Raw genomic sequence first — 15,732 nt, forward strand, 5'->3', positions numbered from 1 at the left:
CGGTCATCCTCAGCGGTACACCCATCGGGAAGCATCAGGAAAGCGACAAGAGCCACTAAAGCAGCAGCGCCCCCCACGCAGACGACAAGCACCGCCATGCCTGAAGGACACACCATTCATCGACTCGCCGAAGAGCATCGGCGGGCGTTCGGCGGGCGCGAGGTCCGCGCGGAAAGCCCCCAGGGGCGGTTCGCCGCCGGGGCGCTGCGGATCGACGGGCGGGTGCTCACCGAGGCCGACGCCCACGGCAAGCACCTGCTGCTCGGCTTCGACGACGAGCGGTGGCTCCACGTCCACCTGGGCATCTACGGCAAGTACGCCTTCGGCCCGGTTCCCGTGCCCGCGCCGACCGGGATGGTGCGGCTACGCCTGAGCAATACCGGCGAGTACGCGGACCTGCGTGGCCCCAACACCTGCGAACTGCTCGACCCGGCGGGAAAGGCCGCGCTGCACGCCAGACTCGGACCCGACCCGCTGCGCGCGGACGCCGATCCCGAGTCGGCCTGGCGGCGGATCGGCCGCAGCCGCACCTCCGTGGGGGTCCTGCTGATGGACCAGTCGGTCGTCGCGGGCGTGGGGAACATCTACCGGGCCGAGGCACTGTTCCGGCAGGGCGTCGACCCGTCACGGCCCGGCCGCGACCTCACCCACGAGCAGTGGGAGGCGATCTGGGCGGATCTGGTGCTGCTGATGGCCGACGGTGTCCGGGTGGGCCGCATCGACACGGTCAGGCCCGAGCACACTCCGGAGGCGATGGGCCGTCCGCCCCGCGTCGACGACCACGGTGGCGAGGTCTACGTCTACCGGCGTTCCGGCATGCCCTGCTTCCTCTGCGGCACCGAGGTGCGCACGCAGGTGCTCGCCGGGCGCAACCTCTTCTGGTGCCCGGCCTGCCAGACCGGCTGACGGCGCCGCACCGGGCGGGAGCGGGTTCGGGCCGCGAACCTGGGCGAGATCAAACAATCTCCAAGCGGGCGCCAAGAACCGGCGGCCCCCCTGTCGTTCCCCCCTCGGCGCTCCCGCCGGGCCGACCGTCCGCGGTCACCGGTGGCCGGTTCGGCGAGCACGTGGGCGACGTTCTCCGCACCGTGCCGGTGTGGCTTAGTCATTCTTAAGTAACCGACAAGTGTTCTGGACCACGCTGCCGATCATGAATGCTAAAAGGATCATGGGTTCCGCAGCGTTACTCGCCCTGGCGGCGAGCCTGACCGTCTCGACCGGCACCGGCACCGGCACCGCCACGGCCGCGACGGCCCCGAAGAACTTCGACTTCAACGGCGACGGCTACAACGACATGGCCGTCGGCCTGCCGCAGCAGGCCGCCCCCGCCGGCAGTGCCAACACGGGCATGGTCGCCGTCCTGTACGGCGGGCCGAACGGGTTCACCGGCCAGAAGCTCCTCCGCCCCCCTACTGACTGCTCGGTCCCGACCTCCTCCGGGTCGTCCTCCGCCTGCAACTTCTGGGGGGAGCAGCTGGCGGCCGGCGACATCACCAAGGACGGCAGAACCGACCTCGTCGCAGGCAGCCGTTGGTACTCCATCGTCAACTCGTGGTCGTCCGCAGGGGTCGCCCAGAACAGGCACTACTTCACCTCCAGTCTCTACAACGGCTGGGAGAACAGGGGGCTGCTGCGGGTCGGTCAGTTCGACAACCAGCCCGGAGCCGACATCGTCAAGCCGATGCGCACGTACTACTTCTCCGGCGACGGCATGATCGGGTGGTACAACGGAGCCGCGGAGGCCACCTACCAGGCCCTTCCCCCCGTCGCGAACCCGACCAGCGCGTCCGTCGTGGCGAGCGCCTCCGGTGACGTCAACGGCGACGGGAAGACGGAACTGGTGTACGTCAACGCCGGCGACACCGTCGATCTGGACGTCATGTCCCCCCCGCACACTTCCCCGCTGCAGAACGTCGTCCTCGCCTCGGCGACGCCCTCCAGCCAGAGCGCCCCGCAGAAGAGCTCCCGCCTCGAGATGGGCGACGTCAACGGCGACGGCAACGACGACGTGGTCCTGGTCACCCCGAGCCTGGGCTCCCTGCAGGTCTGGTACGGCTCGCCCAGCGGCCTGGCCACCACCCCGGGTTTCTCCACCAATGGGCTGACCTGGCTGAACACCGGAAGCCTCGGCACCGACCGCGGCCTGTCCGTCGGTGACGTCAACGGCGACGGCGCCGCCGACATCGCCATCGGCGTCGCCGACGCCACCGTCTCCGGCAAGGCCGGCGCCGGTATGGTCGCGCTGATCCCCGGCTCCGCCAACGGCCCGGTGCTCACCGGCACGCAGTACATCACCCAGGACAGCCTCGGCTCCACCCCGGCCCCCACTCCCCCGCTCGTCGACCCCGTCGGCGAGCAGTCCAAGGCGGGCGACGGCTTCGGCTACAACGTCTCGATCATCGACGTGACCGGCGACGGCAAGGGCGAGGTCATCGTCGGCACCCCCGGCAAGAACGGCAACGTCGGCATGCTGGCCGTCCTGCGCGGCTCGGCCACCGGCGTCTCCGCCACCAACGCCCAGGTCGTCCACCCCGGCGGCGTCGGCATCACCTCCGCGACCCGCTTCGGCGTGTTCCTCCTGCGCTGAGAGTGTTCCTCCTGCGCTGAGACCGGCGCACCTCCTGACCCCGAAGGACGGCCAACGGGGGCCGCGGAGACATCTCGCGGACCCCTGAGGCGTCGCCCCGCGAACCGACGACGGCCACCGAAGAGAACTCACCGGCTCTGGTCGGGCGCACTCACATCAGGGTGCGGGCCGTCCAGAGTTCGGGGAAGACCTCCCGCCGCATGCTCCGCTCCAGCCAGCTCAGGCCGCTGGATCCGCCGGAGCCGGGCTTGGCGCCCATCGAGCGGCGTACCGCCATCAGGTGCCGGTAGCGCCAGTCGGAGAACTGCTCGGCCAGATCGGTCAGCGTCTCGGCCAGCGGGGCGAGCGGCCCGGCGTAGACCTCGACCCAGACCGCCTCGACCTCGGCGCTTGGCTGGTACTCCACGGCGAGGTCGCGTTCGAGCACCGAGGTGGGGATCGCGTGGCCCGCGCGGGCGAGCATGGCGAGCACCGAGTCGTAGAGGCTCGGCCGGTGCAGCGCCTCCACCAGCTCCCGGTGCGCCTCGGGGTTGCGGCGGTGCGGCCTGATGAGCGCCTCGGACTTGTTGCCGAGCAGGAACTCCACATGGCGGTAGAGCGCGGACTGGAAACCCGATCCCTCGCCGAGGGCGTCGCGGAAGGTGTTGAACTGCGCCGGGGTCAGCCAGCTCAGCGCGGCCCAGGCGGCGTTGAGCGCCTCGAAGTGCCGTACCGTGCGCCTGATCGTCCACGTCGCGGCGTTGACGTCGTCCTCGTCGAGCTGCCGCTGGGCCAGACGCCACTCCGAGCGGAGCAGTCCGAAGTAGAGCTCCATCACCTGTGTGGTGACCAGGAACGCCAGTTCCTCCGGGGCGTCGGTGACGGTGTGTTGGAGATCATGAAGGGCGGCGGTACCCACGTATTCGTCGTAGGGCGTGCCGGCTTCGAAGCCCAGCGTCGGCAGCCCGTCGTTGGCCTCCGCGCGCGCCTTGCGGTCCTGCTCCGTGAGCTGCTTGATAGCGGTCATCGCTCCTCCTACGCCTGTACACCCCCATAGTGCTCCGTATCGGTCTGTACGAAAATAATGCAGGAAAGGTGATTATTGGGTTGTGCCTTCGGAACGGAAGGCATCAAGCAGATCAACTTACGGCATGACGGAGCGTGATCGTGGACGCGATGGACTGGGCACTGCTGGCCGAGTTGCAGCAGGACGCGCGACTGTCCTACAGCGAGCTCTCCCGGCGGGTGCACCTGTCCGCCCCGGCGGTGGCGGAGCGGGTACGGCGGCTGGAGGAGACCGGGGTGATCACCGGTTACCACGCCCGGGTCGACCCGTCACGGGCCGGGCGCGGGGTGGCCGCCCTGATCAGGATGTCGTGTTACGGCCCCCGCTGTGTGCTCCGCGACGAGCAGGCACTGGCCTGGCCGGAGATCCTTGAGGTGCACCGGGTGACCGGTGACGCCTGCTGCCTGCTGCGGGTCGTCACCTCCTCGATGACGACATTCGAGGAGATGATCGACCGGCTCGCCCCGTACGGCCACCCGTCGAGCATGATGGTGCTGTCCAGCCCCGTCCCCTGGCGCCCCCTGTCGTCCGGCTGAGACCCACCGCCGCGTCAGGTGACCTTGCCGTGCTCGGCGATCGCCCCGGCGGTGGCCCGCCAGATCGGCGACGCGGGGTCGATGACGTCGAAATGATCACCCGACATTTCGAGATATATCACCTGATCGCCTGACTCCTGAGCGGCTCGCGCGTAGCGACGGCTGAAGTCGACCAGGTCCAGGTCGTCCCCACCCCCCTGCACGATGAGCTGGGGCACTCCCAGCGGGAGTCGCTCCAGCGGCCCCGACCGCAGGTAGGTCTCGGGCACCTCGGCGGCGGATCCGCCGAGCGCCGCGGCGACCGCGCCGGAACTCATGTGCCTGCGGTCCCCCTCGGCCAGGTCGAGCACCCCCGCCAGGGAGACCGCCAGGGTGATCCGATGGTCGTCGGCGGCGGCGCGGAGGGCGAGCTGCCCGCCCGCGGAGTGGCCGATCACCACGAGCGGGCCGCGGGCGCCCTGTGCCGCGAGAGCGATGCCCCGGGCGACGTCCGCGGTGGTCGCGTCCCAGCCGTGCAGGTCGGGGCGGCGGTATTCGAGATTCCAGGCGGCGAACCCGCGCTCGGCGAGGTCGATGGCGAGCGCGTCCATCAGGTCCGCGCCCCAGATCGAGCGCCAGAAACCGCCGTGCAGCAGCACCGCGACGGGTGTCCGTCCGTCGGCCTCGGGCGAGGGCGCCTGCCCCGGGGTCCCGTACGGCGGCCGTATCTCCGCCCACTGGTCGGGGTGATCACCGTAGGCGACCCGGTGCGCCGGTCGGCGCAGCCGGTGTACGGCGTGCCTGATCGCCCAGGTCAGCCCCCAGATCCCCCGCCCGTGCAGGTGGGTGCCCGACGCGCCGTCCGCCGCCCCGGGGAGCGGGGCCTCGGACTTCGTCAGGTCGAGCCAGACCGCCTCGGGATACTCGGCGAACAGGCCGCGGGCCCCCGGATCCGGACCCGGCATGACGACCAGGGCGCCGGGAGACTCCAGCGCCGCCCGGAAGCCCGGCAGGTCGGAGGTCATCGACACCGTCCCGCCGACCCCGAGGGCCGCGAACTCACGGTCGGCCACCTCGGTGAGCAGGCGGAGGTCCGCGACCAGGCCGGGGCCGGTGACCACGAGCACATGCAGATTCGAAGGAATCATTCGCCTATTCTGCCGCATTACTCCGTGATTACGGTCCGCGGATATAGGCCCGTATCAGCAGCTCCTCGGCGTCGCCCAGGCAGATCTCCGCGGGGACCGCCGAGGCCGAGGCGAAGGCGGCGCAGGCCGACGCCGGAGTCACGCCGGAGTCACATGGCGTCCTGGGCCTGGGCAGGCACGAAGCGGTGCATATAAGATCATTAAATGATGGTATGTCCGCTTATTGGAATGATCTCTAGTCCTGGAACTCCCGAGAGGTTAGCGTCTGCGCATGCGCCACGTTGAGATCTCGGGCAAGAGACTCCGGTTGAGGGAAGTCACCATCGCGGACGTGGACGCCCTGCACGCGGTATACGGCGACCCCACTGCCACCGAGCACCTGCCGTTCGACCCCCGCACCCGCGAGGAGGTCGAAGAGTCGATCATCGAGGCGATGAAGTCCTCGGAGACCGAACCCCGGCGTCTCTACGTACTGGCGGTGACCGACCTCGACGGCTGCGAGGCCTTCGGCGTCGCCAGGCTGCACATCGAGGCCGACCACCCGCACAGCGCGGAGATCGGCCTCGGACTCCGCCCCGACCACTGGGGCCGGGGCATCGGCACCGACCTGATCCGGCTGATCCTCGCGTTCGGCTTCCGCGACCTGCGCCTGCACCGCATCTGGGGTGCCCGCTCCCCGGCCAACACCGCCGCCCAGCTGGCGATGCTGGTCGCCGGAATGGTCGAGGAGGGCAGGATCAGGCACCACGTCCGGGCCCGCGGAGCCTGGCGCGACTCCATCGTGCACTCGGCCCTGGAGGACGAATGGGAAGGCCACCGCGATGTCTGACCTCGGAGGATCCTCCGGCCGCGCACCGAAGGGGGACACCGATGATCCCGCGCACCCCACCTTTCAGAATGTTGTGACGGAAATGCCGCCGTTTCCGGTCACGGGAAGAGTCAAATGGCCCTAGAGTCCGCGCATGTGAGTGAGAGTCCCATCCTCCCCGTACGAGGGCGCCCGGTACGGCCCTCCGGCAGGCACCGCAGGCCCGTGCCTTCCCAGCTCCCGCCCGAGGCGCCGGCACTGGTGCTGGCCACGCTCGGCGACGCCTCCGGCACCGCCGCGGAGCTCGCGGCCCTCATCCGGGTGGACAACCCGCAGATCCAGGTCAGACTGGCCGGGCTCGGTGAGGACGCCAAGGAGCTGACCTCCGAACTGGAGTCAGCGGCCAGGGAACGGCCCGAGGACGCCACGGCCGCCATCGTGGTACCGCTGCTGACCGGCCCGCACCCGGTCGCGGACCGGCTGATCTCCATGGCTGTCGCGGCCAGCGGCGTGCCGGTGACGGTCACCGACCCGCTGGGGCCGCACCCGCTGCTCGCCGAGGCACTGCACATCCGGCTGTCGGAGAAGAGCCTGGCCCGGGCCGACCGGATGCGGCTGCTCAACGTCTCCAATCCGGTCGACGCCCCGGTCGACGCGGTCATCCTCGCCACCGTCGGCGGAGAGAACGCGGCGGCGGAGGCACAGCCGACGGCCGTGCTGCTGGCCTCTCGGCTGACGCTGCCCGTCCTGGTCGCCTCGCTGGACAGCGCACCCGCCGTAGCCGACGCCGCCGGGCGGCTCCGCGGCATCGGCGCCCAGCGGATCGCCCTGTCCCCGTGCGTCCTGGGTCCCGAGGCGGCCCCGGGGCTCGTGAGCGCGGCGGCCGAGGAGATCGGGGCCGAGTGCGCCGACCTCCTCGGCTCCCACGACCTGATCGCGGATCTGGCCGCCCGCGCCTACGGAAGCATCCTGTCGGCGGACTGAGCGACCCGAGGTGACGGATCCCCTCTGACGGGTAATGACCTGCGTAAGTTGTCAGAGGGGACAGATCATGCTGTACGGAAAAGAACATGTTGCGCGGTACCAGGCGACCGATGGTGCAGAAGGACACGAGTGGCAGGGCACCACCACCCTGATCCTCACCACCACCGGTCGCAGGAGCGGCGAACGGCACGACACCCCGCTCATCTACCAGCGCCACGGCGACGACTTCCTCGTGGTGGCCTCCAAGGGCGGTGCCGACAACCCTCCGCTGTGGTACCTCAATCTCCAGGCCGACCCCGAGGTCGGGGTCCAGGTGCTGGGCGACCGCTTCACGGCCAGGGCGCGCACCGCCACCCCGGAGGAGAAGCCCGAACTCTGGCAGATCATGACGGCGGCCTGGCCCGCCTACGACGAGTACCAGACGAAGACCGGCCGGGAGATTCCGGTGGTCGTGCTGGAACGCGTCACCGCATGACCGGCGTTACGGCGACCGGCCGGGTTCCACCACGTTCGGCCGCGCCGGAGCGCATCGCCCTGTGAGATGGGACCGGGGTGAGAACCGGGTCAGGGCTCCAGCCAGACGTAACCCGCGAACCTGCCGGTCGTGCCCTCCCTGCGGTGCGAGAACAGGTCGGCGGTCTCGATGGTGCAGCGGGTGTCGTGGATGATCTCTCCGACACCCGCCCTGCCGAGCTGCGAGGTGATCGCGGCCCGCAGGTCCAGTGCCGGGGTGTCCCTGGAGGTGATCGACCACGCCTCGGGGAGGTGCACCGCGACCTCCTCGCGCAGCTCGGCCGGAACCTCGTAGCAGGTGCCGCAGGCCATCGGGCCGATCAGGGCGGTCATCCTCGCCGGGTCCGCACCGCGCTTGGCCATCTCCTCGACCAGGGCCGTGACCACGCCGGACACGGTGCCGACCCTTCCTGAGTGCGCGGCCCCTACCAGGCCCGCCCGTGGCTCCGCCAGCAGGACGGGCGCGCAGTCGGCGCAGAGCGCGGCCAGGCCGAGACCCGGCACATCGGTGCAGATCCCGTCCAGCGGCGGCGGGTCGTCACCGAACGGCTCGCTGACGTAACGGACGTCGGCGCTGTGAACCTGCCGCATGAACACGACCCGTTCCAGGCCGAACTCGGCGGCCGTCCTGGCCCTGTTCGCCGCGACCGCGCCCGGTTCGTCACCGCACAGCCCTCCGAGGTTGCGGCTGCTGTACGGCTCGGCGCTGACGCCACCATGACGATCGGTGATCCTCATCTGAAAGTTCACGGCCCGACCTTACTCGCCCAGGAACCTCGTTCCCCGGACGTTCGTTTCACAGGAACACAGATCCCCCGAGAGATTGCGAGCGTCATGGCGGAGGTTGTGTACGACCGCAAGGAGCAGTACCAGCAGATCGCGAGCGGTCTCATGCCCGGCGAGCAGATCATCGCGGTCTATGACGCCATCGGCACGGGCACCGGCTTCCTGGGGCTCACCGACAAGCGTGTGATCGTGCAGGACAAGTCGTTCGTCGGCAAGAGGATCGCCATCACCAGCATTCCCTACTCCAGGGTCTCAGCGGTGAGCGTGGTGAGCAACAAGTCGCTCGCCGGCTCCTTCTTCTCCTCCGGCGCCATCGCCATCCACGTGGGCACCCACACCTACGAGGTGGAGTTCCGGGGCGACAACAAGGCGCACCACGTGCACAACGTGATTCTGCACTTCATCGCCGCCTGAGGAATCCCTCACCTCCCGGCGGAAGCCGTCGTCCGGCCGTCCGCGACCTGCCGGTAGAGCTCCATGGTCCGCTCGGCGATGCGCTCCCAGGAGAAGTGCTCCACCGCGCGGAGGCGCCCGGCCTCGCCCATCCGGGCCGCGAGGGCCGGGTCGGCCAGCAGCCGGTTGACCCGCTCGGCGAGGTCGGCGGCGAAGACGCCGGGGTCGTGCGGGGTGCCGTCGGCCGCCTGGTCGATCGGGACCAGCAGGCCGGTGGAGCCGTCGGCCACCACCTCGGGGATGCCACCGGTGGCGGTGGCCACGACCGCGGTCTCGCAGGCCATGGCCTCCAGGTTGACGATGCCCATCGGCTCGTAGACCGAGGGGCAGACGAACACCGTCGCGTGGGTGAGAATCTGGATCACCTCGGGGCGGGGCAGCATCTCCGAGATCCAGACGACGCCCTCACGATCGAGTCCGCGCACCAGTTCGGTCACCTCGGCGGCGATCTCCGGGGTGTCGGGCGCGCCCGCGCACAGCACCAGCTGAGCGTCGGGGTTGAAGTCACGGGCCGCGTGGAGCAGGTGGACGAGGCCCTTCTGCCGGGTGATGCGCCCGACGAAGACGACGTACGGCCGGCTCGGGTCGATGCCGTGCCGGACCAGGGCGTCGGTGCCGTGGTCGGGGGCGTACTCCCCGGTGTCGATCCCGTTGTGGATCACCGTGACCCTCTCCGGCGGGATCTCGGGGTAACTCGCCAGCACGTCGCGGCGCATCCCCTCCGAGACCGCGATGATCGCGTCGGCGCCTGCCAGCGCGCCGCGCTCGGCCCACGACGACAGCGTGTAACCGCCGCCCAGTTGCTCGGCCTTCCACGGCCGCAGCGGCTCCAGGCTGTGCGTGGTCACCACGTGGGGCGTTCCGTACAGCATCTTGGCCACGTGGCCGGCGAAGTTGGCGTACCAGGTGTGGCTGTGGACCAGGTCCGCGCCCTCACATCCGGCGGCCATCTCCAGGTCGACACCGAGCACCTGGAGCGCGGCGTTGGCCGCCTCCAGGCCGCCGGGCACCCGGTAGGCCGCGACGCCCTCCTCCTGCCGTGACGCTCCGAAGCAACGGACCCGGGTGTCGGCGAGCCTGCGCAGCTCCCGGGCGAGGTACTCAACGTGGACTCCCGCACCTCCGTACACGTCGGGGGGATATTCACGGGTCAGCAGATCCACTCGCATACGATCAGCCTAGTGTTTCATCCCTGTTCATCAGGTTAAGGTCCACACATGAGAGTCCTCGCGATCGTGCTCGCCGGCGGAGAAGGTAAGAGGCTCATGCCTCTGACAGCTGATCGAGCGAAGCCCGCGGTGCCTTTCGGGGGGATATACAGGCTCGTCGACTTCGTGCTGTCCAACCTGGCCAACGGTCACTACCTCCAGATCGTCGTGCTGACGCAGTACAAGAACCACAGTCTCGACCGGCATATCTCCCGGACCTGGCGCCTGTCGGCGATGCTCGGCAACTACGTCACCCCGGTCCCCGCCCAGCAGCGTCTCGGGCCACGCTGGTTCTCCGGCTCCGCCGACGCGCTGTTCCAGAACCTGAACCTGATCTACGACGAGATGCCGGACCACGTCATCGTGTTCGGCGCCGACCACATCTACCGCATGGACCCGCGGCAGATGGTGGAGCAGCACATCGAGACCGGGGCCGACGTGACCGTGGCCGCGATCCGGCAGCCGCTCTCCCTCGCCGACCAGTTCGGGGTCATCGAGGCGGACCCGGCGGGGCGGCGGATCGTCGCGTTCCGGGAGAAGCCGAAGGACGCGGTGGGCCTGCCGGACGCGCCCGACCAGGTCTACGCGTCGATGGGCAACTACGTCTTCAAGACCCAGGCGATGATCGACGCACTCAGGGAGGACGCGCTCGACCCGACGAGCAAGCACGACCTGGGCGGCAACATCATCCCGATGATGGTGAAGTCGGGCAGCGCGGAGGTCTACGACTTCGCCGACAACATCGTGCCCGGCTCCACCGAGCGCGACCGGGGCTACTGGAGGGACGTCGGAACGCTCGACGCCTACTACGAGGCCCACATGGACCTCATCTCCGCGCATCCGGTCTTCAACCTCTACAACAACCGCTGGCCCATCTACACCGGCCACGATCCGCTTCCCCCGGCCAAGTTCGTGCACAACGAGGGCGACCGGGTGGGCCGGGCGATCGACTCCCTGGTCTCCTCGGGCGTGATCGTCTCCGGTGGGCTGGCGGAGCGCTCGATCCTCTCCCCCGGCGTGGTGCTGCACTCCCACTCCCAGGTCGAGGACTCGGTCCTGATGGGCAACGTGAAGGTGGGCCGGGGCGCCATCATCCGCAAGGCCATCATCGACAAGAACGTGATCATCCCGGACGGCGCCAGGATCGGCTTCGATCTCGAGTACGACCGCAGCCGGTTCGCGGTGACCAGGAGCGGCGTCGTCGTCATCGGCAAGAACGAGATCGTCGAACGCTGACCCGGCCCCGCCCGGTTCGGACGACGTCGACGGTCGGGCCAGGGCGCGATCCCCACCATCCACGCCCTCGGCCCTGACCCGGATCCGGGAGCCGCCACAAGCCGCCGCCGATCGCCGGCGGCTTTACCACACCTGGACCGCGCCGGGGCCGCAGGTTGACAAGTCCCACCGCAACGGAGATCGTTTCCCCGGAACGGATCGGCCCTTCTTCGGGCCGGCAGCGGAAAGGTACGGTGACGTTGATCATCGGTGTGCTGCTCTTCGGTGTTCTCCTCCTGGCCACAGCTGCTTTCTGGGCCCGCCGAAGCTATGTGGTGATCACCGTTGACGGAACGAGCATGACGCCGACGCTGACCGACGGCGACCGCGTCCTGGTGCGGCGGCGGCGGCTCGATCAGGTGGGCCGGGGCGATGTCGTCGTGCTTGAGCCTCCGCTGGATCCTTCCGGTCGATACATGCCCGGGCCGTCCGGTCCTGACGGCCGACGCTGGAACATCAAACGGGTCACCGCGTTGCCCGGTGATCCGGTGCCGGCGGGGATCGCGGCCGATGCCGGCGTGGCTCAGGTGCCTTCCGGGGCGTTGGTGGTCCTCGGTGACAACCCGGCGGGCAGTGTCGACTCCCGGCAACGTGGGTTCTTTCCCGCGGACCAGGTGCTCGGTGTCGCGCTGCGCCGGTTGGGCGGACCGGCCCTGTAGCCGACGCCGGCGAGGAAGGAATGACCTTGAGGTTTCGACTCCTTGGGCCGATGCGGATCGAGGTCGACGGTTCACCCGTACAGGTCGCGGCACCGAAACAACGCACCGTCCTCGCCATGCTGCTCGCACATGCCGGGCACGTCGTCCCGGTCCGTTCGCTGGTGGCGGAGGTGTGGGACGAACGACCACCCCACTCGGCGGTGGCGAACCTGCGCACCTACCTCATGCAGTTGCGCAGGCTGGTGACCCCCGCCGATGATCCGGCCGACGAGCGGCTGGTCACCACGGAGGCCGGCTACCTGCTGCGGGTCGAGCCGACCGAGTTCGATCTCTCCCAGTTCGAGGCGCTGTCCGCGCACGGTCGCCAGGCGCTGACCCGCCGGGACCTCGGCACCGCGCAGGACGCGTACGCCCGAGCTCTCGCACTGTGGCGAGGGACGGCGGCCGAGGACGTGCCGCTGGGGCCGACCATGCGGGAGGTGGTCGCCCGCCTCAGCGACCAGTATCTGAGCGCGGTGGAGGAGCACACGGAGATCCAGCTCATGCTGGGCGGGCACGCGACAGTGGTCAGGCGACTGCGCGAGCTGATCAGGCGACATCCGCTGCGGGAGCGGCTGTACGGCCAGCTGATGGTGGCGTTGTACCGGTGCGGCGACGTGGTCGGCGCGCTGGACGTGTTCGGGATGGCTCGCCGGGCCCTGGCCGAGGAACTCGGGCTCGACCCCGGACCGGACCTGCGCCGGCTACACCAGGCGGTCCTGCGCAGGGACGCGGATCTGATGTCGCCGGGCAGGCCACCGACCGGCGGGGACCCGGCCAGACCGCCGACGGCCGCGGACGGGCACCCCCGGCCACGTCAGCTGCCGCGGGAGCCGACGATGTTCGTCGGCCGGTCGGCCGAACTCGCCCGGATGCTCACCGTGCTGCGCGGCCATCCGGAGGCGGGTACCGCACCGCCGGTCCTGACGCTGCACGGCCCCGGCGGAGTCGGCAAGTCGACGCTGGCACTGCGGGCGGCGTACGCCGTGGCCGACCGCTACGCCGACGGCCAGCTCTACGTCGACCTGCAGGGATCGAGTCCAGGCCTGCCGCCATTGCAGCCCGCAGAGGTGCTCGGCCGTTTCCTGCGGGCCCTGGGGGTGCCGCACGGCGACATCCCCGCGGCGCCGGCGGAAGCGGCCACCCATTACCAGTCTCTGCTGGCCGACCGGCGAGTCCTGATCGTTCTTGACAACGCCGTCGACGCCGCCCAGGTCGCGCCGTTGGTGCCGGCGAGCGGCGGCTGCGCGGCGCTGGTCACCAGCCGGGCGGCGCTGACCACCATGGAGGCCGTGCAGGTCGCCGTCGAGGTGCTCGACGAGGCGGACTCGGTACGGATGCTCGCGCAGCTGGCGGGTCAGTCGCGAGTGACCGCCGAGGCCGAGGCGGCGGCCGGCATCACCCGCCGGTGCGGCTATCACCCACTCGCGTTGCGCATCGCCGGCGCCCGTCTGGCCGCCCGCCCCGATTGGTCGCTCGAACGGTTCGGCGAGCGGCTGCGGAGCCGGCAGCGTCGCCTGGACGAGTTGCAGGCCGCCGACCTGGCCATCCGATCCTGCTTTGAGATCAGCTACGAAACGCTGAGGAGCGGCGTGAGCGCGGCGGCGCGCGCCTTCCGGCTGTTCGGAGTGCTCGATGTGCCGGAGGTCAGCCTTGAGCTCGCCGCCGCGCTGCTCGACGTCGAGCTGAAGGTGGCCGAGGCGGCGCTCGACGAGCTGACGGAAGTTCGCCTGCTGGAGCCGGTCGGCGACGGGCGATTCCGCATGCACGACCTGCTCAGGCTGTTCGCCGCCGAGCTGGCCGTGGCCGAGGATCTGCCGACTGATCGGGTACGGGCCGTCCGGCGCGCACTGGACTGGTACCTCGATCTGTGCCGGCAGGTGAGCGACCTGGTGGAACCGCACCTGCGGCCCAAAGCAGGCCCGCCGGACGGACGGGACACAGGCGTGGCCTTCCGGAGCCCTGCGGAGGCGGTGCAGTGGTTCGAAACCGAGGTGCCGTGCCTGGTCGCGGCCGTCACCCAGGCGACGACCGGGGAGCCCGAAGTCGCTCGCTTCGTCACCGATCTGATGCCGCTGGTCAGAGCTCGGGCGACGAAGTGCGGTCACTGGCGGGAGCTTGAGACCATGGCCCGGCTCGCCATCGAGGTGGCGCGGCGGCATGGTGACACGACCGGTGAGGCGTTCACACTGACGACGCTGGGGGTGGTGGAATGGCGCACCGGCCGGATCGACGCCGCTCGCGACTGCCTGCACCGCGCCCTCGAACTCCGGCGCGACCTGGGCGACCAGGAGGCCGAAGGGCTGGCGCTGCACAACCTCGGCTGGCTGAGCATGCGCACCGGTGATCTCGATGACGCCCTCGACCACATCACCGCGGGGCTGCGGCTGATCGAGGCACATGGGTCGAACCGGGCCGGCATGGTCAGGCACAACCTGGGCGAAGTCCTGCTCCAGCTCGGCCGTTCGACAGAGGCAGCCGATTGCTTCGAACGGTGCCTGTCCGTCCGGAGGGCGGACCGTGACCTGTACGGGGAGAGCATCACCCTGGCCGCGCTCGGCCGTGCCTACTGCCTGCTCGATCGTCGCGGCGAGGCACTGGCCACGTTCGAGGACGCGCTGAGCCGCTGCCGGGAGACCGGTAACCGGGAGGACGAGTGGGAAGTGCTGCTCAGCAGGTCCGAGATCTGGCTACGGCACGGTGATCCTGCCGCGGCTGTGGCCGACCTGGCCCAGACGCTGGAGCTGACCGCTCAGGTCGGTGACACCTACGGCCAGGCCGCCGCCACTCGCCAGTTCGCCAGGGCGCGTGCCGCGCTGGGCGACTCGCATGCCGCGGCGGAGGACGCCCGCAGGGCCGAGGTCCTCTTCGCGATGCCCGGGATGCGGCGCGATCCGGTGCTGGAGATGCTGCTCACCGCCCGGTTATAGCTCGGCTGTATCGGCGGCTGTACGTCCCCAAAATAGCGTTTCGGCTGCCCACATCGCTCGATGAAGGACTGAATCCACATGAACGTTCTGGGGAAGCTCGGCGACCACCTCCTCGGGAAGCTGGTGCCGAAGGCGACCGCGAAGGCTGACGCCTCCTTCTGGCAGACCTGCTATTGCTACGGGACGACCAGATACGCCAAGCTCTGCTACGTCGTCGGCGGTACGACCGGCTGCGTGCAGGGCTGCGAGAAGCACGGAAAGTGCTGACCGAGCCGAACTTGTAGTCCGGACTCCGAACGTGTTTCGCGGATCCTCACCACACGGGGGTCCGCGAAACACGCCGGACAGTACGACTCGTGAGACGGTGAAGATGCTCTATCTGATGATCGCATGCAAGGCGTTGCTGGCCGGCGTCTTCGTGATCGCGCTGGCGGGCAAGGTGCGCGGGCGGGCGGCGCTCGACGAGTTCGTGGCCTCGATCGTGGCCCTCGGGATGTTCCCGCGCGCGAGGTCCGTGGTGGCGGCGTACGCCCTGCTGGGGGCGGAGGCCGTGGTGACCCTCGCACTCGTGCTGCCGTACACCCTGCTTTTGGGCTTCGCGGCGGCGACGGCGTTGCTCATCGTCCTGACCGCCGGTATCTCGGTCGCCTTGCGACGGGGGCGGCACACGCCGTGCCGGTGCTTCGGCGACGAGATCCCGGATCTGCTCGACCCGGCCCCTCATGCCCTCGAGCAGTTCCCTGGCCTTCGGCGCGTCCCGCGGGTCGGTGAACTTCATCAGC

General features: G+C 69.9%; 16 protein-coding genes. 12 read left to right on the forward strand and 4 right to left on the reverse strand.

Annotated elements, in window-relative coordinates; translation table 11 throughout:
- Positions 1–96: 96 nt before the first annotated feature.
- Positions 97–906 carry a DNA-formamidopyrimidine glycosylase family protein gene (locus ABZ260_RS29650; protein WP_355624444.1) on the forward strand — a complete coding sequence of 270 codons (810 nt, stop codon included), beginning with the start codon at positions 97–99 and terminating at the stop codon, positions 904–906.
- A 244-nt stretch (positions 907–1,150) separates the two neighbouring features.
- On the forward strand, positions 1,151–2,587 hold the full coding sequence (locus ABZ260_RS29655) for an FG-GAP-like repeat-containing protein (RefSeq protein WP_355624446.1): 1,437 nt from the start codon (positions 1,151–1,153) through the stop codon (positions 2,585–2,587).
- Between the two features lie 151 nt (positions 2,588–2,738).
- On the opposite strand, the gene ABZ260_RS29660 is transcribed toward ABZ260_RS29655, so the two are convergent.
- Positions 2,739–3,593: a tryptophan 2,3-dioxygenase family protein gene (locus ABZ260_RS29660; protein ID WP_355624448.1), complete on the reverse strand. Its 855-nt coding sequence runs from the start codon at positions 3,591–3,593 to the stop codon at positions 2,739–2,741.
- Between the two features lie 149 nt (positions 3,594–3,742).
- Here ABZ260_RS29660 and ABZ260_RS29665 point away from each other — a divergent pair, with 149 nt between their 5' ends.
- On the forward strand, positions 3,743–4,168 hold the full coding sequence (locus ABZ260_RS29665; RefSeq protein WP_355554259.1) for an Lrp/AsnC family transcriptional regulator: 426 nt from the start codon (positions 3,743–3,745) through the stop codon (positions 4,166–4,168).
- A 14-nt stretch (positions 4,169–4,182) separates the two neighbouring features.
- Here the strand turns inward: ABZ260_RS29665 and ABZ260_RS29670 are convergent, their stop codons facing one another.
- Positions 4,183–5,295, reverse strand: coding sequence for an alpha/beta hydrolase (locus tag ABZ260_RS29670; RefSeq protein WP_355624450.1), 1,113 nt, complete (start codon positions 5,293–5,295; stop codon positions 4,183–4,185).
- A 271-nt stretch (positions 5,296–5,566) separates the two neighbouring features.
- Between ABZ260_RS29670 and ABZ260_RS29675 the strand changes: the two genes are divergently transcribed.
- The 3 genes from ABZ260_RS29675 to ABZ260_RS29685 all read left to right on the forward strand — a co-directional run bounded on the left by ABZ260_RS29675 (position 5,567) and on the right by ABZ260_RS29685 (position 7,562).
- Entirely contained in the window at positions 5,567–6,124 is a 558-nt protein-coding gene (locus ABZ260_RS29675) for a GNAT family protein (RefSeq protein ID WP_350919951.1), read from the forward strand.
- A 135-nt stretch (positions 6,125–6,259) separates the two neighbouring features.
- Positions 6,260–7,087, forward strand: a complete 828-nt coding sequence (locus tag ABZ260_RS29680) for a CbiX/SirB N-terminal domain-containing protein (protein ID WP_355624452.1) — start codon at positions 6,260–6,262, stop codon at positions 7,085–7,087.
- Between the two features lie 67 nt (positions 7,088–7,154).
- Positions 7,155–7,562 (forward strand): nitroreductase family deazaflavin-dependent oxidoreductase, encoded by a 408-nt coding sequence (locus ABZ260_RS29685; protein WP_350919957.1) that lies wholly within the window; start codon positions 7,155–7,157, stop codon positions 7,560–7,562.
- An 89-nt stretch (positions 7,563–7,651) separates the two neighbouring features.
- Here the strand turns inward: ABZ260_RS29685 and pgeF are convergent, their stop codons facing one another.
- Positions 7,652–8,338 carry a peptidoglycan editing factor PgeF gene (gene pgeF / locus ABZ260_RS29690; protein ID WP_350920069.1) on the reverse strand — a complete coding sequence of 229 codons (687 nt, stop codon included), beginning with the start codon at positions 8,336–8,338 and terminating at the stop codon, positions 7,652–7,654.
- A gap of 96 nt (positions 8,339–8,434) precedes the next feature.
- Between pgeF and ABZ260_RS29695 the strand changes: the two genes are divergently transcribed.
- Entirely contained in the window at positions 8,435–8,800 is a 366-nt protein-coding gene (locus ABZ260_RS29695; protein WP_350919960.1) for a PH domain-containing protein, read from the forward strand.
- An 8-nt stretch (positions 8,801–8,808) separates the two neighbouring features.
- Here ABZ260_RS29695 and glgA read toward each other — a convergent pair whose 3' ends face one another.
- Complete coding sequence (glgA, locus tag ABZ260_RS29700; protein WP_355624455.1) at positions 8,809–10,008, reverse strand: glycogen synthase; 1,200 nt, start codon at positions 10,006–10,008, stop codon at positions 8,809–8,811.
- Between the two features lie 48 nt (positions 10,009–10,056).
- Between glgA and glgC the strand changes: the two genes are divergently transcribed.
- From glgC to ABZ260_RS29725, 5 genes are all read left to right on the forward strand, one after another.
- The gene (gene glgC, locus ABZ260_RS29705; protein ID WP_355624457.1) at positions 10,057–11,283 is read left to right on the forward strand and encodes a glucose-1-phosphate adenylyltransferase; all 1,227 of its coding nucleotides are present in this window, start codon (positions 10,057–10,059) and stop codon (positions 11,281–11,283) included.
- 233 nt (positions 11,284–11,516) lie between these two features.
- Positions 11,517–11,981, forward strand: coding sequence for a signal peptidase I (gene lepB / locus ABZ260_RS29710; RefSeq protein WP_355624459.1), 465 nt, complete (start codon positions 11,517–11,519; stop codon positions 11,979–11,981).
- Positions 11,982–12,007: 26 nt separating this feature from the next.
- Entirely contained in the window at positions 12,008–14,950 is a 2,943-nt protein-coding gene (locus ABZ260_RS29715) for a BTAD domain-containing putative transcriptional regulator (protein WP_355624461.1), read from the forward strand.
- A gap of 78 nt (positions 14,951–15,028) precedes the next feature.
- Positions 15,029–15,217 (forward strand): hypothetical protein, encoded by a 189-nt coding sequence (locus tag ABZ260_RS29720; protein ID WP_350919974.1) that lies wholly within the window; start codon positions 15,029–15,031, stop codon positions 15,215–15,217.
- Between the two features lie 115 nt (positions 15,218–15,332).
- On the forward strand, positions 15,333–15,732 hold a 400-nt coding region (locus ABZ260_RS29725; RefSeq protein ID WP_355624463.1), incomplete at its 3' end, for a MauE/DoxX family redox-associated membrane protein.

The sequence above is a fragment of the Streptosporangium sp. NPDC006013 genome, from assembly GCF_040614275.1.
Lineage (GTDB): Bacteria > Actinomycetota > Actinomycetes > Streptosporangiales > Streptosporangiaceae > Streptosporangium.

Bases quoted from the DNA above. Each gene is read 5' to 3' on its own strand.
- ABZ260_RS29685 (WP_350919957.1), top strand. From the start codon at position 7,155: ATGCTGTACGGAAAAGAACATGTTGCGCGGTACCAGGCGACCGATGGT.
- ABZ260_RS29695 (WP_350919960.1), top strand. From the start codon at position 8,435: ATGGCGGAGGTTGTGTACGACCGCAAGGAGCAGTACCAGCAGATCGCG.
- glgA (WP_355624455.1), bottom strand. From the start codon at position 10,008: ATGCGAGTGGATCTGCTGACCCGTGAATATCCCCCCGACGTGTACGGA.
- ABZ260_RS29665 (WP_355554259.1), top strand. From the start codon at position 3,743: ATGGACTGGGCACTGCTGGCCGAGTTGCAGCAGGACGCGCGACTGTCC.
- ABZ260_RS29720 (WP_350919974.1), top strand. From the start codon at position 15,029: ATGAACGTTCTGGGGAAGCTCGGCGACCACCTCCTCGGGAAGCTGGTG.
- ABZ260_RS29655 (WP_355624446.1), top strand. From the start codon at position 1,151: ATGAATGCTAAAAGGATCATGGGTTCCGCAGCGTTACTCGCCCTGGCG.
- pgeF (WP_350920069.1), bottom strand. From the start codon at position 8,338: ATGAGGATCACCGATCGTCATGGTGGCGTCAGCGCCGAGCCGTACAGC.
- ABZ260_RS29650 (WP_355624444.1), top strand. From the start codon at position 97: ATGCCTGAAGGACACACCATTCATCGACTCGCCGAAGAGCATCGGCGG.
- glgC (WP_355624457.1), top strand. From the start codon at position 10,057: ATGAGAGTCCTCGCGATCGTGCTCGCCGGCGGAGAAGGTAAGAGGCTC.
- ABZ260_RS29675 (WP_350919951.1), top strand. From the start codon at position 5,567: ATGCGCCACGTTGAGATCTCGGGCAAGAGACTCCGGTTGAGGGAAGTC.
- ABZ260_RS29660 (WP_355624448.1), bottom strand. From the start codon at position 3,593: ATGACCGCTATCAAGCAGCTCACGGAGCAGGACCGCAAGGCGCGCGCG.
- ABZ260_RS29670 (WP_355624450.1), bottom strand. From the start codon at position 5,295: ATGATTCCTTCGAATCTGCATGTGCTCGTGGTCACCGGCCCCGGCCTG.